The 22,590-nt window shown below is 41.5% G+C and carries 17 protein-coding genes and 1 tRNA gene; 9 read left to right on the forward strand and 9 right to left on the reverse strand.

Translation table 11 applies throughout. The features are described 5' to 3' along the window. Positions 1–56 precede the first annotated feature (56 nt). Positions 57–1,442: a DNA repair protein RadA gene (radA, locus tag B3297_RS22690; protein WP_075990497.1), complete on the forward strand. Its 1,386-nt coding sequence runs from the start codon at positions 57–59 to the stop codon at positions 1,440–1,442. Between the two features lie 153 nt (positions 1,443–1,595). Here radA and B3297_RS22695 read toward each other — a convergent pair whose 3' ends face one another. Then, positions 1,596–2,279, reverse strand: a complete 684-nt coding sequence (locus B3297_RS22695) for a peroxiredoxin family protein (protein WP_159332607.1) — start codon at positions 2,277–2,279, stop codon at positions 1,596–1,598. A gap of 72 nt (positions 2,280–2,351) precedes the next feature. Here B3297_RS22695 and B3297_RS22700 point away from each other — a divergent pair, with 72 nt between their 5' ends. The 3 genes from B3297_RS22700 to B3297_RS22710 all read left to right on the forward strand — a co-directional run bounded on the left by B3297_RS22700 (position 2,352) and on the right by B3297_RS22710 (position 8,222). Further along, positions 2,352–3,500 carry a methionine aminotransferase gene (locus B3297_RS22700; RefSeq protein WP_286779539.1) on the forward strand — a complete coding sequence of 383 codons (1,149 nt, stop codon included), beginning with the start codon at positions 2,352–2,354 and terminating at the stop codon, positions 3,498–3,500. Positions 3,501–3,641: 141 nt separating this feature from the next. Further along, positions 3,642–5,570: a glucosamine-6-phosphate deaminase gene (gene nagB / locus B3297_RS22705; RefSeq protein WP_112375205.1), complete on the forward strand. Its 1,929-nt coding sequence runs from the start codon at positions 3,642–3,644 to the stop codon at positions 5,568–5,570. 162 nt (positions 5,571–5,732) lie between these two features. Continuing rightward, on the forward strand, positions 5,733–8,222 hold the full coding sequence (locus B3297_RS22710) for a TonB-dependent receptor (protein ID WP_083295814.1): 2,490 nt from the start codon (positions 5,733–5,735) through the stop codon (positions 8,220–8,222). A 187-nt stretch (positions 8,223–8,409) separates the two neighbouring features. On the opposite strand, the gene B3297_RS22715 is transcribed toward B3297_RS22710, so the two are convergent. Further along, positions 8,410–10,926 (reverse strand): family 20 glycosylhydrolase, encoded by a 2,517-nt coding sequence (locus B3297_RS22715; protein WP_286779540.1) that lies wholly within the window; start codon positions 10,924–10,926, stop codon positions 8,410–8,412. A gap of 140 nt (positions 10,927–11,066) precedes the next feature. Here B3297_RS22715 and B3297_RS22720 point away from each other — a divergent pair. Continuing rightward, a tRNA-Glu gene (locus B3297_RS22720) sits at positions 11,067–11,138 on the forward strand. 246 nt (positions 11,139–11,384) lie between these two features. Further along, positions 11,385–12,647 carry a site-specific integrase gene (locus B3297_RS22725; RefSeq protein WP_145328039.1) on the forward strand — a complete coding sequence of 421 codons (1,263 nt, stop codon included), beginning with the start codon at positions 11,385–11,387 and terminating at the stop codon, positions 12,645–12,647. A 710-nt stretch (positions 12,648–13,357) separates the two neighbouring features. Here the strand turns inward: B3297_RS22725 and B3297_RS22730 are convergent. From B3297_RS22730 to B3297_RS22755, 6 genes are all read right to left on the reverse strand, one after another. After that, positions 13,358–14,899, reverse strand: coding sequence for a Fic family protein (locus B3297_RS22730; RefSeq protein ID WP_070565846.1), 1,542 nt, complete (start codon positions 14,897–14,899; stop codon positions 13,358–13,360). 88 nt (positions 14,900–14,987) lie between these two features. After that, positions 14,988–15,503 (reverse strand): hypothetical protein, encoded by a 516-nt coding sequence (locus B3297_RS22735; protein WP_070565847.1) that lies wholly within the window; start codon positions 15,501–15,503, stop codon positions 14,988–14,990. Between the two features lie 218 nt (positions 15,504–15,721). Then, positions 15,722–15,994 carry a helix-turn-helix domain-containing protein gene (locus B3297_RS22740; RefSeq protein ID WP_145328040.1) on the reverse strand — a complete coding sequence of 91 codons (273 nt, stop codon included), beginning with the start codon at positions 15,992–15,994 and terminating at the stop codon, positions 15,722–15,724. A 133-nt stretch (positions 15,995–16,127) separates the two neighbouring features. Then, positions 16,128–16,853, reverse strand: a complete 726-nt coding sequence (locus tag B3297_RS22745; RefSeq protein WP_159332612.1) for a TMF family protein — start codon at positions 16,851–16,853, stop codon at positions 16,128–16,130. 749 nt (positions 16,854–17,602) lie between these two features. Continuing rightward, entirely contained in the window at positions 17,603–18,427 is an 825-nt protein-coding gene (locus tag B3297_RS22750; RefSeq protein ID WP_159332613.1) for a class I SAM-dependent methyltransferase, read from the reverse strand. 69 nt (positions 18,428–18,496) lie between these two features. Further along, positions 18,497–19,288: a helix-turn-helix domain-containing protein gene (locus B3297_RS22755; RefSeq protein ID WP_159332614.1), complete on the reverse strand. Its 792-nt coding sequence runs from the start codon at positions 19,286–19,288 to the stop codon at positions 18,497–18,499. 319 nt (positions 19,289–19,607) lie between these two features. Between B3297_RS22755 and B3297_RS22760 the strand changes: the two genes are divergently transcribed. From B3297_RS22760 to B3297_RS24925, 3 genes are all read left to right on the forward strand, one after another. Continuing rightward, positions 19,608–19,907, forward strand: a complete 300-nt coding sequence (locus tag B3297_RS22760; protein ID WP_145328042.1) for a transposase — start codon at positions 19,608–19,610, stop codon at positions 19,905–19,907. A gap of 121 nt (positions 19,908–20,028) precedes the next feature. Continuing rightward, entirely contained in the window at positions 20,029–20,271 is a 243-nt protein-coding gene (locus tag B3297_RS22765) for an IS3 family transposase (RefSeq protein ID WP_262886153.1), read from the forward strand. Positions 20,272–20,286: 15 nt separating this feature from the next. Further along, entirely contained in the window at positions 20,287–20,595 is a 309-nt protein-coding gene (locus B3297_RS24925; protein WP_159333489.1) for a DDE-type integrase/transposase/recombinase, read from the forward strand. A 193-nt stretch (positions 20,596–20,788) separates the two neighbouring features. Here the strand turns inward: B3297_RS24925 and B3297_RS22770 are convergent, their stop codons facing one another. Further along, the gene (locus B3297_RS22770; RefSeq protein WP_070565854.1) at positions 20,789–21,196 is read right to left on the reverse strand and encodes an Arm DNA-binding domain-containing protein; all 408 of its coding nucleotides are present in this window, start codon (positions 21,194–21,196) and stop codon (positions 20,789–20,791) included. Between the last annotated feature and the right edge of the window lie 1,394 nt (positions 21,197–22,590).

Consider the following 22,590-nt stretch of genomic DNA (forward strand, 5'->3'; position numbering starts at 1 on the left):
TACGTATGGGGCATGATAATACGCTTTTAACAGCTATAAATTTGTAATTTCGTAGCATGGCAAAATCAAAATCAGCATACTTCTGTCAAAACTGTGGCTACGAATCTCCCAAATGGATGGGACAATGCCCTTCTTGTAAGCAATGGAATAGTTTTGTTGAGGAAGTCGTCGAAAAGACGAGTTCAAAAGTGCCCGAATGGCGTAGTTCTACCACAGGCGGAAGCACGAAAAGAGCGAATAAAGCTGCAATCATTCACGAGATTGTCTATCAGGATGAATTACGGATATTGACTCCTGATCAGGAGTTTAACCGGGTTCTTGGTGGTGGTATTGTTCCGGGTTCATTGGTACTTATCGGAGGCGAACCCGGTATTGGGAAGTCTACGTTGATGTTACAGCTCGCGTTATCGATCCCCCAAGTCAAGACACTTTATATTTCTGGGGAAGAAAGCGAACAGCAAATTAAGATGCGGGCAGAGCGATTGTCACAATCTTCTAAAGCAAATTGTTATATCCTTACCGAGACATCTACTCAAAATATTTTCAAGCAGATCGAGACGGTACAGCCGAATGTCATTGTCATAGATTCTATACAGACTTTACATTCCGCACAAATTGAATCGGCGCCAGGGTCGGTTTCTCAGGTGCGCGAATGTACCGCAGAATTGCTGCGGTTTGCAAAGGAAACCAGTACACCAGTTTTTATTGTAGGGCATATTACCAAGGACGGATCTATTGCAGGCCCTAAGGTTTTAGAACATATGGTGGATACGGTGCTTCAATTCGAGGGTGATCGTCATCATGTATACCGAATTTTACGGGCCGTAAAGAATCGTTTTGGATCTGCTTCAGAACTGGGTATTTATGAAATGCAGGGGTCGGGATTGAGGGAAGTGTCAAATCCTTCGGAGATTATGATTTCCCAGCGCGATGAACCTGTTAGTGGCGTTTCCATTGCGGCGATGCTCGAAGGAGTGCGGCCTATGATGATTGAAGTACAGGCACTGGTGAGTAACTCGGCGTTTGGAAATGCACAGCGCTCTTCTACAGGTTACGATACGAAGCGATTAAATATGCTGCTGGCTGTTTTGGAGAAACGCTTTGGCTTCAGGTTAAGTGCACAGGATGTATTTTTGAATATTGCAGGTGGGTTGCGTGTTGAAGATCCTGCGATCGATTTAGCTGTTGTTGTTGCAATTATTTCTTCACAACAAGATATCGCGATTCGATCCAATCTGACTTTTGCCGGTGAGGTTGGTTTATCGGGTGAGATCAGGGCCGTAAATCGCATTGAACAGCGTATACAGGAGGCCGAGAAGTTGGGCTTTGATGGTATTTTTATTTCTAAATTCAATACCAAAGGATTGGATGCTAAAAAATATAATATTGCCATTCGTCCGGTTGCCAAATTGGAGGATATCTTCAGTGCTTTGTTTGGCTAAAGGTGAAAAAGGGGCAATCAATCGTTTAATATCCTAATTTACTGGGATCATCTTAAAATAGTTTTTTTTAGAAAAATGGCCTTTTCCAAAGAATAAAAATAAAAAGACCATGCTTTTACTAAAGCATGGTCTTTTTTATGGATCGTCTATAGTTTATTTTTTCAAGACTTCTTTCAATTTCGCGCGTAAAGCATCACCATGTAAATTCTTGGCGACGATTTTCCCATTGGGATCGATCAGTACATTCTGAGGAATAGATTTTACGCCATATAATGTTCCGACATCATTTTGCCAACGTTTGAGATCCGAAACATGACGCCAGTGCAATTTATCTGCATGGATGGCTTTAATCCAAGAATTGCGATCCTTATCAAAGGATATACCCAATATTTCAAAGTTTTCACCTTTAAATTGTTGGTATGTTTTTACAAGATCTGGGCTTTCGACACGGCAATCCGGACACCAAGATGCCCAGAAATCAAGGAGAACATACTTTCCTTTAAAGTCCGAAAGCTTTACAGGGTTACCAGTAGTATCATTTTGCGTAAACGCGGGAGCTGTTTTTCCAATTTGAACCGTTTCCAATGTATTTAAGTAGTCTTGGAACTCTTTTCCTTCACTTGAATTCTTAACATTTTTACTCAAGGTATTATAAAGCGCCTGAAGCTCGGGGTATACAGGGTCATAACCGCCGACTCTACGCAAGTCAACCAATGTCGATATAGAATCCGGAGCGGCCTTAACGCGTGCAATATACTCCTCTTTGGTAAGTTCTTTTTTTTGTGCAGAACCAAAGAATGGCAGAACTAAAAAAAGTAGTGTGATGTATTTTATCATGTTATTATTCTTATATATATTTACAAATATAAGAAAATCCACTAATTTAGTAGATTAATAAAATGTCAAAAAATGAACTTCAACCTAACTTCTAAACTTCCACATGTCGGCACGACGATTTTTACCAAAATGACGATGCTTGCCAATGAGCAGCAAGCCTTAAATCTGTCGCAAGGTTTTCCTGACTTTGAGACTGATCCGAAGTTGGTTCAATTAGTGTCTAAGGCAATGGAACAGGGGCATAACCAATATGCGCCAATGATTGGGGCACAGGCATTACGTGATACGATCGCTAAAAAATATCGTGAAGTTTATGACGTGGCGGTTGATGCAACAGCGGAGCTTACTGTGACATCTGGTGGTACACAGGCAATTTTTACAGCTATTGCCACTGTTGTTAGGCCACAAGATGAGGTTATTATCTTTGAACCGGCATACGATTGTTATGCGCCGACGATCGAATTGTTCGGCGGTAAAGTTATTCCCGTGCGATTATTAGCTCCGGATTTTCAGATTGACTGGGATTACGTCGCTACGTTAATTAATTCCAAAACCCGTTTAATCATCATCAATAATCCGAATAATCCAACAGGCAAAGTACTTGGTAGAGAAGAATTGATTAAACTTGGAGATTTGTTATCAGGTACCAATGCGTTGTTGCTGAGCGATGAGGTATACGAGCATATTGTTTTCGATGGTGCTTCCCCACAATCGGTGCTGGAAATCCCGACTTTGCGCGAGCGAAGCTTTGTTATTGCTTCCTTTGGAAAGTTGTTGCATACCACGGGTTGGAAGATTGGTTATTGCATTGCCCCGCCGCAATTAACGCAAGAATTTAGAAAAGTACATCAATTCAATGTGTTTAGTGTAAATACGCCCATGCAATTCGCTATCGCAGCATATCTGGAGGATATAAGCTATGTCAAAGGCCTATCGGATTTTTTTGAGCGGAAAAGGAAATTGTTGAAGGACGGATTAAGGGGATCCCGGTTTAAGATTCTTCCTTGCGAAGGAACTTATTTCCTTAATATAGATTATAGTGCTATCAGTCAGGAGAAAGAATTTGAGTTTGCTTGTTCGTTAACTAGACAACATAAAATTGCAACAATCCCACTTTCGGCGTTTTATAAAGAAGCTACAAATCAACACGTTTTGCGGGTCTGTTTCGCTAAAAAGGATGAAACGCTATTAAAAGCCGTCGAGATTTTGAATAGGGTATAATCGTATTATTGACCTAAAAGAATAGCTAAAAGGTTTTATTTAAAATATTGCTAAGAAAGAACCACTTTATTAAAATTTTACTTCAACTTGAGGTACTAATTTTATAAATTTGTAATTCACGTTTATCAACATACCCATAAAATGGCTAGATTAAATTTATTGGAAGAAACGCGCTTCGAAAAAGTCCCTGTGAGCGTCTATCCAGATCAAAATTCAGCTTCGAAAAACGTTGCAAATCGTATTGCTGAAATTATTCGTGCAAAGCAAGAGAAAGGTGAGAAAGCTGTTCTGGGCCTTGCTACTGGTGCCACACCTGTAAAAGTCTATCAAGAATTGATTCGTTTGCATAAAGAAGAAGGTTTAAGCTTTAAGAACGTGATTACCTTCAATCTTGACGAATACTACCCGATGCAACCTGATGCTGATCAGAGCTATGTGACCTTTATGAACAAAAACTTGTTCGATCACGTAGATATTGATGCGGCCAATGTAAATATTCCAGATGGTACCTTAGCTCCTGACCAAGTAAATGCATTCTGCGAGGCGTACGAACAGAAGATTACGGCAGCTGGAGGTTTAGATATTCAATTATTAGGTATTGGCCGTACCGGCCATATCGGTTTCAATGAGCCAGGTTCTGCACCTAACTCAGGTACACGTGTGGTAACGTTGGACGATTTAACTCGTCGCGATGCTTCCCGTGCTTTTGGTGGAAAAGAAAATGTACCAACAAAAGCGATTACCATGGGCGTAGGTACAATTTTCAAAGCGAGAGAGATCATTTTGATGGCTTGGACCGAAACAAAGGCTGAGATCATTAAAAAAGCAGTTGAAGGTGAAATCTCCTCAGAGATTCCTGCAACTTATCTACAATTATCGGATAACGTTGAATTTATTCTTGATGAAGCTGCTGCTTCATTGTTGACACGTTTTGATCTTCCTTGGTTGGCAGAAGATGTTACTTGGACACCTTCGTTAATTAAAAAAGCAGTTGTTTGGTTAGCTTTAGAGATCAAAAAACCAATCCTGAAACTTACCGACGAGGATTATAATGCACACGGAATGGCGAAGTTGGTTACAGAAACCGGTCCGGCATATAATATCAACATCCGTATATTCAACGAACTTCAACATACGATCACGGGATGGCCGGGAGGTAAACCCAATGTTGACGATTCACAACGTCCTGAGCGTGCCAATCCAGCGAAGAAAAATGTAATTGTATTTTCTCCACACCCGGATGATGATGTCATCTCGATGGGAGGTACATTTATTCGTCTGGCAGACCAAGGACACAATGTCCATGTTGCTTATCAAACTTGTGGTAATACAGCTGTTTGGGATGATGATGTGGTACGTTATCTGGAGTTTGCTGAAGATTTAGCAAAACAAATAGGGGCAGAGGCGGAAGCTTCTCAGATCGGTCGAATTTATGATGAGGAAAGAGCAATTTTTGCGACAAAAAAACCAAATCAGATCGATACTGAACTTGTCCGTAAAATCAAAGCATTGATCCGTAAGGGTGAGGCGATCGCAGGAGCTCGTTTGGTTGGTTTGCCAGATGAAAATATCCATTTCCAGGATCTGCCTTTCTATGATAGACAAAAGTTTTCAAAAAATGTATCTTTTGAAGATGATATTCAACAAACAATGGAATTGTTGCGTCAGGTAAAACCACATCAGGTATTTGCTGCAGGTGACTTTGCTGACCCACACGGTACGCATAAAGTATGTTTCGATATCTTGTTTGAAGCATTGAGCAGATTGAGCAAAACAGATGAATGGACCAAAGATTGTTGGTTATGGTTATACAGAGGTGCATGGCATGAATACCCAATCCACGAGATCCAAATGGCCGTTCCATTATCTCCGCAAGAAGTTTATCGCAAACGTTTAGCCATCTTCAAACACCAATCTCAAAAAGATTTACCTGTATTCCCTGGAGATGATCCACGTGAATTCTGGGTACGTGCTGAAGACCGTACAAGCGAAACCGCAGCTTTATATGACCAATTAGGTCTTGCAAATTATGAAGCTATTGAAGCGTTCGTAAGATGGAAATTTGACTAAAATACCTGTCTGACTATATAATAACTGTCTGACGACATAAAAAAGTCCTGAGCCTGAGGTGGTTCAGGACTTTTTTGTTTTTAATCATTCTAAATAGGTTATTTTTTATACCTTTGCGCTATTATTTAGAATAATTAAAAATAATTACCCAAAATTATTAACATGGACAAACACTTACTAGCTCTTGCTTCTACATTTTTAATCGGAGGTGCAGTATATGGTCAAACCTCGGGAATCGTCAAAGGTAAAGTCGTCGATACACAAAATAATCCTTTAAGTTCAGTAACCGTTTCAATCGGAGATAAAAAAGTACGTACGGACCATAGAGGTCATTTTAGACTGCATGGCATCGACCAAAATACGGTGATTAAATTCACCTACATGGGCTACCAAACAACCGTTATCGATTATGTTTTTAGCACGAAAAGCCCTGAAGTGATTATTGATCCCATTACGCTAGTGAGCAATGAGCAGGCCATTGATGAGGTAGAAGTGTTTGGTGAACGTAACAAAAAGCCAAAAGGCTTGGAGATGATTACACGTATGCCATTAAAACCTTCGGATCAAATTCAGAGTATTTCTGTCATTTCCAATAAGGTAATTCAAGATCAGGGTATTCTTACTTTGACGGATGCTGTAAGAAATATTCCCGGTGTAACCTTGTTTGGTTCTTATGGGGGTGTTAAAGAATCTTTGTCAACCCGTGGGTTCAGAGGGGTGCCTGTATTGAAGAATGGCGTGCGGATGGACTCTCAATTTCAAACTGCATCTGGAGTTGTTGATATGCAAGGTGTGGAGTCTATTCAAATGATTAAAGGGTCTGCTGCCGTTACACAGGGTGTTATTACCGATATTGGTAATGCCGGTGGTGTAATTAATGTGGTCACTAAAACCCCTAATTTCACGAATTCCGGTGAGGTGGGTGTTCGTGCAGGAAGTTGGGGACAATTCCGCCCAACCTTTGATTTCCAAACGGTACTGGATAAAAAACAGACCGTTGCTTTTCGAATGGATGGCGCGTATGAACGTAGTGATAGCTACCGTAAAAGTGTATCCTCTAACCGTGTTTATTTAAATCCATCGTTAGCTTGGAAACCAACGGATAAGACAACAATTACTTTGGAGGGTGATTATTTTAATGATAATCGCACGCCGGTTAATTCCGCTGTCAATTTAAATCCTTCACAGGGGGTGAATGCGCTATATGTTATCCCGAACAATAAGTTTTTGGGCTTCAATTCCGATAATAATAATACAGAGATGAAGAGCTTTATGGCGCAGATCAATCATGAACTGACTGATCGCTGGAGCATCCGAGCCTCTATCGCAACGTCATCTTATCAGGTTGATAACCAATCATCATCTTCCTCATTGATTAAAGATGATGCAAAACAATATAATACCTTCTCGCGTTCCATGAGTAAGAGCCTGCGCGATGACAAAAATAAAACTTTCCAGTTTGACTTGATCGGAAAAGATCTTTATACGGGTAAGGTAAAACATTTGGTTCAGGCAGGGGTGGACTATCGTATTGCTGATGCGACAACAACTTCTTTTGCCGGAAAATTAAGTCCACTGGAGAAAAATGTTCTTTTGAAAAAAGCCGATCAAAATAGCAATGTAATTGATATTATTGATATCCATGGTGATTGGGTGAATGATCTTTCGGAAGTGGTATACGTCGATTCGTTGGGTAACCAGCGGAAAGGAAAGCAAATTGTCTATACAGCAGGAACTCCTGTACGGAGTTATTATTCTTCTATAGGATTTATGGGGCAAGACGTTATTGAATTTAACAAATACATTAAGGCTGTATTAGGTTTACGTTATTCCGAAATTACAACAAAAGATTTTACATCAAACGGTAATAAAAGGGAGTCGGCTTGGAATCCAATGGCGGGAGTGATTGTTACGCCATTTGAGAATTTCAACGTATTTGGATCTTATACAAACTCAACGAATTTAAGAAATGCGGCAAATCCTTTAACAGATGGTACAGCGGCAGGTGCTTCTAAAACCGAACAATTTGAGGGGGGAATTAAATCCGATTGGCTGAATAATCGTTTACGTTTCAATTTAACCTATTTCCATATTTATACCTCAAACTTGACGAATGCGGAGTATACACCAGGCACGAATGTCGCCACAGGATTATACTTTAAGGCCGGGGATTTGGTGCGCGATGGTATTGAGGCAGAGTTGAACGGTCGTGTATTGGAAAATTTGACAGTGATGTTGGGCTATGCGTATTTAGACGCACGTTATAAAAATTCACCATCTTATATGGATGGATCGGCACCGATGAATGCGCCAAAACATACGGCAAATGCATGGATACAATATGTATTTAATCAAGGAGCTCTTCGGAACCTGAGCTTAAGTGCCGGAGTTTATTATGTTGGAGACCGACCTGTCAATGAATATAGCTTAACCCCAAATGGGCACGGCGAATATTATGGTACAGAACCTTTCAATATGCCAGCATATACCACATTAAATGCGCAGGTGGGATACAAATGGCGCAAATTTGATGCGAAAGTCTTTGTAAATAATATCACCAATGAGATCGGATTGAATTCATACTTCCGCGGTGGTTTTATTAATCAGATCGATCCAAGAAATGCTGCGGTTGCATTGAGTTATAAGTTTTAAAGATATAAGTCTATATAAACAGAAGGGCTGTCCAAAGAAGTTGGACAGCCCTATTTTTATGCTATTTTCTTTTATCAGCTTAAGTATCCTTTCATCTAGTGGACGCTGGATCGACTGATGTTATTTTAGGCAGCTTTTTTTTGCGTTATCGACACCAATAGCGTTCACCATGATGAATCCCGATGAATTAATAGCTGATTACATCACCTGACCGTCCTTTGGCATCAAATACTTTAAATAAGTATTTTTTTCCGTTCTGAAAAGGTATCGGACCGTTCACCACTTTTGATTTCAATGTTGGCGTACTTCCATTATCGCTATAATAGACTTTGAAACCGGGATAATCGGTGTTGATAAGAAGTTGGCTGCCCTCTTTCTTGATCCCAATTTTTGGAAGTCGATAGGTATAGCCCCCATTTACCCTATCCAGTTTTCTCAATTCATCCTCACCTAATTTTTTGATAAAGGCGGTATACGATTTGCGGTAAGTAGCTTCGTCGAAAGAATCCCCTTTTTCCCAGGCCTGTTCAGGTGCCCAAGCGCGATCGGCAATCGCTATTAATCGTGGAAATATCATTTCCTCAAGACGCTGGTCAGTGGATACCTTTTCTGCCCATAAAGCACCTTTAATACCAAGGAGATTTTTCTTCCCTTCAGCTGTAAGCTGTTCTTTATTGGTGTAAGCCTCTGGTTTAAGATCTTTTCCAGTATCATCCTTCCGTAGATTGATGAAGAAATTTTCAGGAGAGAACGAATAGGTTCTATTCAGATTAACCGTGCCTACCCAGCTGTGTCCTGGATCTGCAAAGTCACGGTCCCAAGACATATCGAGGTAGTTGTTTGCCGCACTCGTGTAAACAACTTTATAACCAGCATTTGCCAATCGATAAGCGAGGTCTTCCTGTCCTTGGCCAGGGAGATTGTTCCATACATTCAAATGGATGCCGGATTTTCCCAGATCGGCATTTACAACCATGCCTTTTCCTTTATTGCGCATACCCATTTCTTCCCATCCCGACATCGTCAATCCTTTTTCTTGAACAAGGCTATTAATTTTGGCAATATACAGTGGCCATACATCGAGTACATTGGCGATATTATTCTCCTTCATAAAGGCCAACACCTTGGGCGATTTCTCCCAAACACCACTTGGCGTTTCGTCGCCGCCCAGATCGATAATTTTCAACGGAACTCCAGCTTGATCATGTATTGCTTTGATTTCATCGATCACCTTGCTCAGGAAGTGATAGGTTGAAGGTAGGGAAGGGTTCATGACATTGTCATTCCAGTTTTGTGCAGAGTTGTAAACGGACTTGTCCTCTGCATCGTCCAGCAAGAACTCCTCTGCCTTCTGTTTATCGCCAAGTTTTGAATAATGGGCAAAACGCGCCCGCATTGCTTTAATCGCTGCACGCGCATGACCAGGAGTTTCTACTTCGGGTATGACATCGATATGTCTTGCCTGTGCATATTTTAAAATTTCAATATAGTCAGCAACACTGTAGAATTGATGCGATTTGGTGGTCGCTCCAGAACCATAAGCAGACTGTATCGCTTTTCCATCCTCAAAATTAGCCGAACGATTGGCTCCGATAGCCGTTAATTCAGGTAGCGAAGGAATTTCCAATCGCCAACCTTCGTCGTCAATGAAGTGGAAATGGAATTTGTTCAACTTGTAAGAAGCCATGAGATCCAATATTCTTAAAACCTCGGCTTTGCTATGGAAATTACGGGCAGCATCCAGCATAAATCCACGGTAGCCATAACGTGGACTATCTTCAATGTTACCGTATGGTAAAGCGATTGATTTTGTGGCTTTATTCCATTGATTGTGATTGATCAACGATTTTAAAGATTGTATGGCATAAAATGCACCGGCTTTATCGGAAGCTTCTATTCGTATACCTTTTGTACCAATCGTCAAGTGATAGGATTCCGGCTTTAAGTTATTTGCTTTGACAATCTCGATGCCACCCTGAGGGCTAGATGAAGCCGTTAGCTTAATACCTGAATATGCTGAAAAAAAGTTTGTCAGAAAGTTCGATTCGCTCGCAAAATCCTTATCGACAAAAAGTTTTGTACCTGTCGATAGATTGAATTTCTCGTTATTATTGATGCTGATATTACTTGGTAAAGGAATGACATGTTGTGCTGCTGTCCCCTCCACAAGCTTGTTTTGATCGTATTTATAAGCAAAGTAATCTGTTTTTTCAGCGTCCGACTGGGGAGCGATTTTAACAGCAGAATAATCCGAAATATTTGTTGCAAGCCCAGTTTTATTATTTTTTAGGTATAGACCAATTGGCCCATCCGTATAATTGACCAGTCCGGTTGTGATAAAATCAATGTGGATCGTATCTTGCGCATTTAATGAAAAGTTATTTTTCTTAAAGCTAACCTGAAAGAGATCCCCGTTTCGGTGGTCTATCGCAAAACGTTTGTCGACCTTATCGGGGTCGATAGATCGGATAAAATTAAACCAAAGGCTCCAGTCGTTGAGTTGAACAGCACTTTTCCCCTTGTTTTTTAAAATTAGGGTAGAAACCGGATTTTTACGGATATTCTCTCCGTCTTTGACCTTCCAGGTGAGCTGCAGTTGATCTGCGATTGCACTCGATTTCTGAGCATAGGCTTGCTGACTTAACAAAGCCAAGCCTAGTCCGGCATAGAGTAACGGTTTTTTGATTTTTTTTAAATTAGTCATGTTGGTTACTTTTTCAATGACTTTAAATATAGCTATTTTAGAGGGTTTTATGATCTATTTCAAAAAAAATGAATAAAAAAAAGATAAAAATTTTGACAGATTTATAAATATTTCTATATTTGCACACCGAAACAGAAAACGGCCCGTTCGTCTAGGGGTTAGGACGCAAGATTTTCATTCTTGAAACAGGGGTTCGATTCCCCTACGGGCTACAGATCTAAAAGTCAAAACGTACAAAAGCCTGCAAATTAAACATTTGCAGGCTTTTTTGTTTTTCAGTATCTACAAAACCTATAATAAATCCAAAGAAAAAAGTGAGTCATTCAGTGAGTCATTTTCGCTCATTTACTCAACACTGAAATGACAATAACATTCTTATAATCAAGATGTTTAAAAATCAAACATCTTGATCTGTTTTAGTTGCAAGGCTAATTTTGTTTCACTTAAATGATGTTGTCATGAGTACAAATTATTCCTTGCTTTTCTATCTGAAGAAACCAAAAAATTATGTTAGCGGCCCCAAGTCGATCTACATGCGGATTACCGTAGATGGTATCCCAAAAGAAGTTTCCACTGGACGAGAATGCTATCCGTCCAAATGGAATTCTAAAGCCAACCGTGTGAAAGGCACAACAGAAGCTGTCAAGACCCTGAACAGCTATCTTGATACCCTCGTAACTAAAATAAGTACGATCCATACCGCTATGACGGCTGCCGCAGAGGAAATCACAGCGGAATCGATCAAACTTAAGTATCAGGGAAAGGATACTAAATGTAAAAATTTCTTAGATGTCTTCAGGGAGCATAATATGCAGATGGAAGCATTGCTCGGCAATGGATTCAAGCCCAATACACTCAAAGGATATAAAACCTCTTTATTGCATGTTTGTGAATACCTTGAGAAAGAATTTAGACTAGCAGATATCGACACAAGAAAGATTGACCATGCTTTTGTCACAGGCTACGAATTCTTTCTTCGTGCCACGATAGGCTGTTCAGCCGTGTCGGCAGCAAAATACATGAAGCACCTTCGCAAGATCATCAAGGTATGTATCGCGCACAGATGGATAACGGACGATCCATTTGCCTTTTATAAGATCAAGGTCAAAGCTAAAGAGAAGGAATTTCTGACAGATGCGGAACTTCGAAGGATAGAAGAAAAGAACTTCAAAATACCAAGACTTGCACATGTCCGCGATATCTTTGTCTTTTGTTGTTACACTGGACTTTCCTATGCAGATGTAAAGAAACTAAAATGGATTGATATTTCTGAAGGAGTGGACGGAAAACTCTGGATCTTCACCAGCAGAGAAAAAACCGAAACGTCGTCAAATATTCCACTACTTCCCAAAGCTCTTGAAATCATTGAAAGGTATCGTGATTATCCGCCGTGCATAGCCAAGGATATGGTTCTTCCAGTTCTCAGCAATCAGAAAATGAACAGCTATCTTAAAGAAATAGCGGATGTGTGTGAGATAACAAAAGAACTCACTTTTCACAAATCACGTCATACGTTCGCCACTTCTGTTACATTGGCAAATAGTGTACCTATCGAAACTGTTTCCAAGATGCTTGGACATACGGACATTAAGACTACGCAGCATTATGCGAAGTTATTGGACAATAGGGTCGCAATAGACATGGAAAAACTGGAAAGAACGATCGAGAATAAAACTGCGCCAACAGGTCATGCTAAAATCGCAGCGCTATGGGCCACCTAAGGTGCTTACTCTAATAAAGGCAAATCATAGTCGAAGAAATATTGCTTAATTCAGGAAGAAAGTGATGTTTTCATACATCGCTTTCATATTACATATTTGTAGTAAGAATTTAGAAATTTAGATATAATAGTTTATTTATCGCCAATTGCTCAATGAACCGACATGCCTGTACCTAGTACCGGATAAGCCTGATCAATCCTACAGGAGGTATTATCACTACCAGCCAGAAAATTGACGGGCCCTATCCGAGTGGATTACTATACGGAAGCTATCCATGCTGTTCAGCTGAGCGATGTTCTAGACCCATCTGATATGCCAGCAACAGTTAAAGAATCTTAACAAGGAACATAATAAACAAACTTTCGAATAGGGTACTAGGAAGATAAGCTATTGGGCAATATTGCTTTTATGCTATTAGGCTTGCCCTCCTGCTATCGAATCACGCTGTTTGGAACTGAGATTCGTTCTGAGTACAAAAAAATGAAGTGTTTTAATACGCGCAAGTTGTGTTTTCGGGGACCCCGAAAACCATCTTGCCTTTACTCTGCAATGCCTCAATTGGGGCATTGCAGGGTAAAGGGAGAACAACCTTCGCAACTCGGTCTTTCTTTCCAAATCTGGGGATAGCGCAAAATAGGATTTGCAAAATGCTAAAATGTGGTATTTTGTATCACCTATTCAACTAATTTTCTCAAGACTTATTTGAGAAATTAACGTCTGAGACTACTACCCCTGTCCTGTCCATCGTCATCCTGTTCCCATGGCTTTCGGTCTGGGGTAGCAATTCGAAGAATATACCCGTCGTCTTCTTTGAAAGCGTTACTCGCTTCAAGCACATGGTGCATAGCGGAGAGATCTTCTCCCTTAATCGTTTCGCTGAACAACTGTGCTCTTTGCAACATTCGGATAAAGGTATCAGGTTCCTGCCTGCGTGTCAATTGTCTGAGTGCGCCAAGGTAATCGTCCCGGAAAACGGTTGGTATAATGATCTTGGTCTGTCCCTGGCTGGTCAGCTCAGCATTCATCATCACTCTCGCCAATCTCCCATTTCCATCCAAAAAGGGATGTACCTCGCTGATCATAAACATCATGAATGCAGCTTTGGCAAAAGGGTGCCTTAATGCTCTGTAGAAATCAAACCCCTGTACCAATGTACCTCCAACAAGCTCATGGTCGACAAATTCAGTATCACCAGCCCGGTTGTTGCGGTCCTTGAACTCGCCCGGATTTTTGTCAGGTCTGGCAGTTAGCATGGTCTTATGCCGATAGCGAAGGATATGAATGAGCTCATCAGAATTCTTGGGGACAACCTGCATTTCCTCACGATTACTGACCATTTGGTAAGTTCCCAGTATATCGTGAGAATCTTCTCCCCTTGCGGGCAAGGGTTTTCCGCTATCAATGATCTTCAGAGCCTCTTCTACCTCAAAACGGGTACCCTCGATAAAGTTAGAGAAGTAGGCTTCGTAGAAGGCAAAATTGCGGAAGGCCCTGGTTGTTTGGTTTGCGTCATATATATCCGCAAACTCACGCTGCTGCAATTCCACAAAGAGCTTTTCGAAGAGGTCCAACCGTGCCGGATCATACGGATGCCCAAATGCCCGGGCAATGGCCACCGGGGATTTCAGGATACCCGAGGGCTTAGTCGACAGCATTGCGCCGACCATCCGGTTCAGCTTATCGAACTCCCTATCCATACCCAGCCTGGTACTGATTTCACTTGCACGGTCCCGCAATTCATTTAGTCCCTGTTCGCCTTTAACCCGTACGATCTGATCCAATTTTTCTTCTATCTGAGGAATTGTCCATGTTTTGGACTCCCCTCCAACTTTACGGGATTCCTGAAGATTCTCCAATAATGCACGGTCCTGTCCTGAGACATAGAGTCCATCGGAAAAAAGTAAATCTCCTGGGAGTGGCCCTTGTCCCTGCATTAAGTTCAACGTAAGGCCCGGGAGTTTGACCTTTCTATCATAGGAATAAGTTAGAAAGATATCACCAGTATCAGTAGGTTTAAATTCAAGGGCGGAGCGGTGACTGAGCAAAACACCTGGATATAGATGCCCGATGATCTTGAACCTATTCCGAAGCACGATAGCCTCCGGAGCTTCCTCCAAATTTGGGGTATATATCTTCGGTGCAATCTTCTTCAGTTTTCCTTCTTTGACAAGCTTGCCAATGGCTCTGCTTATGTTGGAATCGCTGGAAGAAAACAGTATCTCCTGTAGGTGTAATGGGATATCCTTGTCCATGATCTTTACAAACTTTTGAGATTAATTATAGTAATCAACATGTCAGCACAAATTTTTCAAACTAACAAAGTGTATTTATGCGAATTTTTCAAACTAATTTAAGTAAAAATACAGATTTTTCAGATTTGTATTGGAAAGCTATAATTACTTTTTTCAAAAATTTCCTACTAAACTCTTCAAAAAAGCTTTGGTCTACAAATTTTTCCGGATAAACCCGTCTGTTTTTACAAATTATTTTAATTATGGAGCGGTTAGCTCTCCTATCAAGGGGTACATAGGAACTCAGGGAGACCGGATTCCTGCTTTTGGAGAAAGGAAAGTATACGCCACTGTAAAGTTCATTTTTCAGCACCCCGTCATTCAGATCGGCAGTATCCTTTTTGATTCTATTGAAATAATTAAACATCTTTATCAGGAATAGAAGTTTTGTCCTGCCGAGTTTAGGGGAAAGATGTTCAAGTCTGCGATTCACTTCCATAGAGAAGCGGACGCGTCTTGTGTTTTCATTAGATCTAGCCATTGCTGTCAGAATTATTGTTAGCGATAAACCTAAATCTGCTGGCCCTGGTAGGGTGCCAGGAGGGGATGTACTCCAGATAGCCATATAAGACGAGTTCGGAAAGGCATTTATGATAGGTAGCGATTGAACGGATCCGCGAAAAATGCATCAGTTTCCTGCGGCTGGTATAGAAAAAATCATGAAAGCCGGGTTGCTTATGAAAATAAAAAAGTGCCATAACCAGTTCGATATGTGATGGCAGCAGTCTATTATCTTTTGCGATGTGCTCAAAGTAAACTTCAAAGTCATGGTCTTGTGTATTGTTATCCATTACCTTCTCCTCCTTCCATCATCTTATCCACATCGCTGGCGCGATAATAAATGCTACCGCCGATTTTCTTGAATGGGAGCGTGCCTGTGATCCGCAGGTTTTGTAGCGTACCCGGAGATATTTTCAGTTTCTTTCTTACCTCACGGCTGCGGAAGCATTCCCTTTCGGCGTCAGTTTTTTCGTTTGTTAGGATCTGTCTGATTTCTTCGAGCAGTTCTTTCTTGAACTGCGACAGGTCTTCTTTTGTCAGGATGTCTAATAGCATGGTATACCAATTTTGTGAACAATATGTACCCCGGTTATACGCGGGGCCACTGCTACAAAGTTGGGATCTGGCGATGAAGTTTGGATGACCAACTCGGCGCGATGGTCATGTTCAGGGATCAAACAGGATGGGATCAATCCTTCTTTTTAGGAACGATGACGAATAGTTGCCGATCTTCTGGAATTTTTACTTCCTTCTGTGAATTATCTTTACCTACAAAATAATTTTTAGCAGTATCTATACTGATCTTCTTTTTGTTATTGCTAAAATAATTGGACACAATTTTATAATAGGGACTGAGCATATCCTTTCGTAACAAGGGGGCGCCGTTAGGAAGCTTTAATTTTTGCATCTGTTGAAATAGGTCGATCACTGTGGTATGATAATCATCGTATATTTCGATCTTGCGCATTATCGTGAAATCGGATAGCTTTTTATTCTCCTCCTGTAGTTTTGCGATCAGTTCATCTTTTTCCTTGAGAAGAATATCATTTGGGCGAACATTCCACCTGTCCTTTGGTGATAGGAAATCCAGAAATCCGCTCAGCTTTTTGATATTGGAAACGTAAAGTGGATGTTTCTTGGAAAATGGGTTCTGGTGATTGAAGTAATCTATCCTGGTAGAAACGATGTACCAAAGGTGGGAAAAGAACTCCTTCTCTGTTCGGTCTCCAGCCGATAGATAATATTTTAGATGGTACCTATAGTAATCATCAAAAGATTTCTCTTTCATACCGTATATCTTCAGTGGGAAATGATTGTCTTCATAGCCCCTTTTAAGTCCCATGATAGTTCCCAGTTTAAATGGATGTGGATCGAAATCGAAAGCTCTTCTGGGTTTAAAGTAATATAATGCCATAACTCTAATTTAGCGAAAAAATATTTTCTTAATAAAAAGATGGATATGGCCTGTTTAGTGTAAGAAGTTATATTCGGCAAATCTGTCTGAGGTTTTCAACTTTTTTGTATATTAAAGAGAGAAAGGACGCCAAGGCGTTTCATCTTCTTTAATGAATTTTTTCATATTTAGGTTTTATAATGAAACTCCTGCTTTAGTCTCCCAATGACAGGCAGGAGTTTTTTATGCAGTCCCCTTATTAACTCCTCATATTTTTATATAGTTATCTGGCCTATTGTTAAGGAATCGCATATGATTTAAAGTATACTACTCAGTATACCAAAAATGAGCTTTACGATATTGTAGAGGCTATAGAGTATCCCCGGAGGATACTCTAAACCCCATTTGCAGGGTATGGGGCAAGAAAAGTAGGGCTCTGCCCAACTTCTGCTTGCTCTAATGACTCGTCCTGAAATAAGTTTACACATTTCTTTTAAAATTTAATCAATTTCCTGAAACAGCTTTACAGCTTAATGACCTGGACCAACTATTCGCTGTACCAGCAGGATCCGGAGGTGACGGCCAACAGTGCAGGCGACGCCTACTAGAACCAGTGTGTTGTGAATCTAGGAATCTAGATCAGCCTGTAGGCTAGATGCGCACTGGTATTGCGCAAGCATCAGGTAACTAAGCAGAGCGGCCTACCTCCGGGTATGTTTCCGGAAGGTAGTGTATGTAAAGGCTGCTTGTCAGCCATTGAGGCGGGGGACTTACCTCAGTCCCAGTTGCCAGGTCTCCTGGACTTTGCCCCGGCTTTTGAGTAGCTCCAGCTGTTCACCCGTGGCTGCCGCCAGTAGCTTGTGCAGGCTGCTGTATTTGTCAAATTCGGGCGGGTACTTTTCGAGCACCCGGAAGCCTTGATCATAAAAGAACTGCTCGGCCTGGTCGAAAGACTCGAAGTAGTTGGCGTGCACGTTGTTTTTCCGGAAGAAATCGTTCCATTGTCCGTCTCTGTCGCTTCCCACGGCATGGGTCTCATGCCGGATATAAATATCGGCGGTGGTCCAGGTGCCGCCCTGCCGCTCGAGCAGCCTGCGGATATGCTGTAGGATCTGCTTTTTGTCTTCATCGTCGAAATACAGCAGCAGCCCCTCATTGATGATGGCGAGGTCGCTGCTGGTCTCCGGATTGCTTTCGGCGTGCAGGACGTCGAGCGGCTGTAACTGCAGGTTTTGCGGGACAGCCTGCTGCATGGTACTCAGCATATCACTCTTCTGGCTGATGATGGCCGGCAGGTCCGTGTCGATGTAGCTGGCGTCGGGGTGCTTGCGGGCGTAGTCCAGACCGCGCAACGAGAAGCCCGCGGAAAGCTCGAGTACGGTAGGTGCTGAGGTCTTTTCCAGAAAGTAATCTAGGGAGCGGTACCGCATTTCGAAGTGCACCACGCTTGCCCAGAAACCAAAATCCTGTTGCGGAGCGGCAGGGATTTCGATGCCGAAATAGGCGGCTACCTCTTCCGCAAAGGGAATGGAGCCTGAGGCCGCTTTGAAGGCCAGCAAGGCGCTGGCGGTATCTGTTACTTGTTTTAATCTCATGATTGTGTGTTTTTTTCTGCAAAGTAACAGCTCCCCGGGATGGCAAAATAGGAAAAAGTAGACCTATCGTTATTTGTTGAAGGCATTGCCCAGCTGGTTGGGGGCGCGCATGAACTGCCGGGGCCGCTGTGCGAATACCTTGCGGAAGTTTTGCAGGAAGTGGGATTCGTCATAGTAAAGGTCATACAGATGGTCTTTGTTTTCCCTTTGATGATCACGGATATAGAGGTTGTACATCGCCTGCAGGCGCACGATGGAAGCATATTCTTTCGGTGTCAGGCCGACCTGCTGCTTGAACAGCTTATTGAGATGTCTCTGCGAGCCGGGAATATTTTCGAATACCTCCCGGATTCGGATATTACCCTTATGCTGGTCGATGGCATCCACTGCACTGATGACGCGCCCATCGGCTGCAAACTGTATCCGCTCGGCCAGCAGCTGCAGCAGCGAACCGATACTGTCCGCAGGCAAACCAGTGCAGGAGTCCAGTACCATGCTGCCGTCCCGCTTCAGGCGGGAGATGGACGCTACCCTGTTGACTAATGTGGGCATGGCAGCACCTGCGATGGCATAATAGCCATAGGGCCTGAAGGTGATGCCGATGGAGCTGACCGGGACAGAACCGCGGAGCACAATATTTTTGTTGTGAGGGCCCACCAGATGCAGGTCGTACAGCGGATGATGAAAGACCGTGTCGTCCACGACATGCTCGTAAGTACTTTGGTAGTTCCACAGCAATACGCATTTACCGGTCGGGATCACTAGGGCCTGCTCGTGCTCGGGGAGCTGCTCCGGGCTTTCGAACGACCAGATGGACTCAATCAATGGAGATAAACTGTCAGGTACGGGATAATACTGCATGCCGGCATGTAAAAAAGCAAATATCGGAATAATGGGCCAGTCGCGCAACAGGGGCTTCGTGAATTCTGATAGCGGTAAGTTAACTTATTTTTTCCAACCTTTTTGTGTACAGGAGATGTTCAGACCGTAGCAATCATTCCCGAAAGGGGCTAATATCTCGATTCTTCGGCAATATTTTTAATGTCAGTTGACAAAAAGTCGAATACTAAGACTAACTTTCTGTAGGTAAATCTATATCAGTTGAATCATAGACAGCATCGTGTGGAGTTGCTACTTTTGGTGCGAGACAGATTTAATAAGTAATTTAAAATTTGTAGAGTTGCATAGAAGGTTTGATGATTCATTTAAGATAATGGCAGTGGATCTGAGCGTTGTTAGAGGGTCAGTGGCAGAAGTTGCAAAGGAGCTGGATATAGGACCCAGTTTGCTCAGTAAGAGGTGTAGAAACCCTCATTATAATGAGGATAAAGTTTTCCCTGATAATCCTAAAATTAGCACTGGGGAACAGGAGTTGAGGATTTTACGTAAAAAATTAAGAGATGCAGAGTTAGAGTGTGATATATTAAAAAAGGTCATAGCCATCTTCTCCAGGGGAGACGATACATATACCGATTCATAGAGGCTAACCGAGAGGTAAATTACGTAGAGAAGATGGCGAGGTATTGAACGTTAGCAGCAGTTGTTTTTACCGTTGGCAAGTTTCTCCCGAGTCACCTAGGGAACAGCAAAGTAAATCACTCGTGGATAAAATAAATCAGGCACACATGGATAGTAAGTATATCTATTGTAGCCCACGGATATCCGCAGAGCTGCACAAAAAAGGTGAAAAGGTGTCAAGAAGCTATGTTGAAGGGTTGATGAAGAAACATGGAATACGAAGTAAGGTGAAGAAAAAATTTAGGGTGGCCACAGATTCGAGCCATAGCTACAGGATAGCTGAAAATCTCCTCAAAAGAGATCTTTCGGCGGATTCCCTGTCGTAGAAATGGGATGGAGTCATTACTTACATCCATACAAGTACAAGATGGCTTTATCTAACAACATTCATCGATCTAGCGGACAGAAAAGTGATCGGATGGTCTTTGAGCACTGACATGACCGCTACAAACACTACCGTAGAAGCCATCAGGATGGCTATTAGAAACGGAGGTGTCAAAGTTGGCCTTATCTTCCATTCGGATATAGGGATGCTATATGCTTGCGATGAATTCAGGAAGATAATTGTAGAAAACAGGAGACTTCAAATCATGAGCAAGAAGGCGAATTGCTGGGACAACGTAGCAGCTGAGAGCTTTTCAAGACATTAAAAGCTGAAATTGTCTACCATAGAAAATTAATGGATCAGCAGTCAGCTAGATTGGAAATCTTTTGATACATTAAAGGGATTTTACAATACCCAAAGAATACATTCTGCTCTGCGGTATAAAACCCCTAAGCAGATCGAGGAGATGCTATTGGAAAGAGAAAGGGTCTGTAAAATGAACTGTGTCAAGGCTTGCTTCACCGCCCCACGGGGCGTGAAGTGACCATCTTTTCAAAATCCTCATTCTGTTCTTTAAATACTTTAAGAATGGCATCATCCATTACACCAACCCCTAAAAAGGACAGCTTTACTTTTTGTGCAGTTGCAAAGCCTTCATCCTTGAGCATATCATCGTAAATCTTGTTGATACGCACACGAATATTGTCCAATTTGAGATTGGTACCCAGGGCCTGGGCACTTTTACCTAAAACTCTTCCGTGCTTTAAATCCCAATTATTGGGGTTGATGTCCAGTTTGGTACTAAAGGATTTTGGTATTCCGTCAATAGTGATACGTCCCATAACAGGCACGTTTCCGTTCTTCTTAGGTTCATTCTTCTTCAGGTAGAAAAGCAGTTTGAACGTGGATCTTTTCTCTTGTTCCATAACTCAATTGTTTAACGTTTAAAATTAAATTTTATTGAGTTACAAGGGAATATGAAAATTTGTTCAAATGACTGAAATATAGATTGTTATATTATCATTCGGTTGGTTGTACTCAGTAACGATTTAGTAACCTAACCTTGTAATTTTAAGCCCAAAACTTGTCGGACACCTACTTCCAAATTTTGCCTCACGTTTTCTAAACTACTGTATATGAATGGTCTTAACCATTTTGCTTATTTTTGCTTTCTTCTAGTATTTTTTAAGAAAAAAAATGAACTGATATATCTTTTCTGTTGTTTTGGAGTCCAAAAACAACAGAAATTCCTTAGATAAACACTGTATATTTTTTTGATTTTCAGCGATACAAAGCAGACACTTTGCCTAATAACGTGAGACAAATAGTCAAAGGTTTTATCTTCGCAAGAGTGCTGTTCTTATTTTCCTTCGGTTCCGGAATTTATAGTTACGCATCGATTCCTAATCCAATACATGCATATTATTCCTCGATGTGTACATGCAAGTGAAAATTATGACAATAATGCTCTAAATAAGTGAAAACTTTGCGTTCCACTGGCTGTACCTCAGTTCTTTCATCGCAATAGGAGGTCTAGTGACATTTCTCTGTTAGAGGTGAAGACTCTCTGGACAAGACAATCGACATAACGGTTGCGCATCTTCAGGTCAAGTGTATCCTTGTTTGTTGGCCGATAGATTTACACATTTTAAGTTATACGGACGAGGAATTCAATCGGTTTTTCTCTTAGCAACGCCAGATCAGCCTCTTGTGGCAGTGATTTTCGATGGTTCGAGCATCATCGAGCCTTTCTATACTTTTTTTCGTGAGACAAACACAATTGTACAAAAAATTTATTGGTTAACGTGTCCTTTAATATATCATCCGCATGAATTAAAAAAGGGAAAACACCCTTTTGCGAGGCCGGACTTTTCTGCATTTAATTCTCACATCTCAGTCCTTCAACATTCCCCTCAACCTTGTTTCAGATCGTCGACAACGAATTTCTCTGCAATAAAATTTTAGTGCCCAAGATCAAGGTACCAAGTTTTGTAGCCTCCTATTCTTTCGGAAGAATCTGGCACATCTTAATTATTGGCTTTTGCACCGACATTTTGTTTCGAAGTGTTTGTTAGCCTCCTGTTTGAAAGATCAGGAGGCTTTTTTAAATTTTAACTTGCCAAGTTTAACGCAATTTGCTATATTTAAGTTGTATAGCAATTGCAGCTAAAACGTATGTCAAACCAGTGAGGGATTCAGTGAGTTGGGAAAACGAAAGTTTGTAAAACTCTGATAAAGAGATTATTGCCAGAAGAGTGTTATTCCCCTACGGGCTACAGATCGAAAGATTAAAAACTTAAAAAGAGGCTGTCTCAAAAAG

This window comes from Sphingobacterium sp. UBA3519, assembly GCF_002377215.1.
Lineage (GTDB): Bacteria > Bacteroidota > Bacteroidia > Sphingobacteriales > Sphingobacteriaceae > Sphingobacterium > Sphingobacterium multivorum.

Excerpts from the sequence above, each read along its gene's own strand:
- B3297_RS22725 (WP_145328039.1), top strand. The coding sequence starts at position 11,385 with ATGAGTACAAATTATTCCTTGCTTTTCTATCTGAAGAAACCAAAAAAT.
- radA (WP_075990497.1), top strand. The coding sequence starts at position 57 with ATGGCAAAATCAAAATCAGCATACTTCTGTCAAAACTGTGGCTACGAA.
- B3297_RS22715 (WP_286779540.1), bottom strand. The coding sequence starts at position 10,926 with ATGACTAATTTAAAAAAAATCAAAAAACCGTTACTCTATGCCGGACTA.
- B3297_RS22730 (WP_070565846.1), bottom strand. The coding sequence starts at position 14,899 with ATGGACAAGGATATCCCATTACACCTACAGGAGATACTGTTTTCTTCC.
- B3297_RS22740 (WP_145328040.1), bottom strand. The coding sequence starts at position 15,994 with ATGCTATTAGACATCCTGACAAAAGAAGACCTGTCGCAGTTCAAGAAA.
- B3297_RS22700 (WP_286779539.1), top strand. The coding sequence starts at position 2,352 with ATGAACTTCAACCTAACTTCTAAACTTCCACATGTCGGCACGACGATT.
- B3297_RS22750 (WP_159332613.1), bottom strand. The coding sequence starts at position 18,427 with ATGAGATTAAAACAAGTAACAGATACCGCCAGCGCCTTGCTGGCCTTC.
- B3297_RS22745 (WP_159332612.1), bottom strand. The coding sequence starts at position 16,853 with ATGGCATTATATTACTTTAAACCCAGAAGAGCTTTCGATTTCGATCCA.
- nagB (WP_112375205.1), top strand. The coding sequence starts at position 3,642 with ATGGCTAGATTAAATTTATTGGAAGAAACGCGCTTCGAAAAAGTCCCT.
- B3297_RS22695 (WP_159332607.1), bottom strand. The coding sequence starts at position 2,279 with ATGATAAAATACATCACACTACTTTTTTTAGTTCTGCCATTCTTTGGT.
- B3297_RS22770 (WP_070565854.1), bottom strand. The coding sequence starts at position 21,196 with ATGGAACAAGAGAAAAGATCCACGTTCAAACTGCTTTTCTACCTGAAG.
- B3297_RS22735 (WP_070565847.1), bottom strand. The coding sequence starts at position 15,503 with ATGGCTATCTGGAGTACATCCCCTCCTGGCACCCTACCAGGGCCAGCA.
- B3297_RS22755 (WP_159332614.1), bottom strand. The coding sequence starts at position 19,288 with ATGCAGTATTATCCCGTACCTGACAGTTTATCTCCATTGATTGAGTCC.
- B3297_RS22710 (WP_083295814.1), top strand. The coding sequence starts at position 5,733 with ATGGACAAACACTTACTAGCTCTTGCTTCTACATTTTTAATCGGAGGT.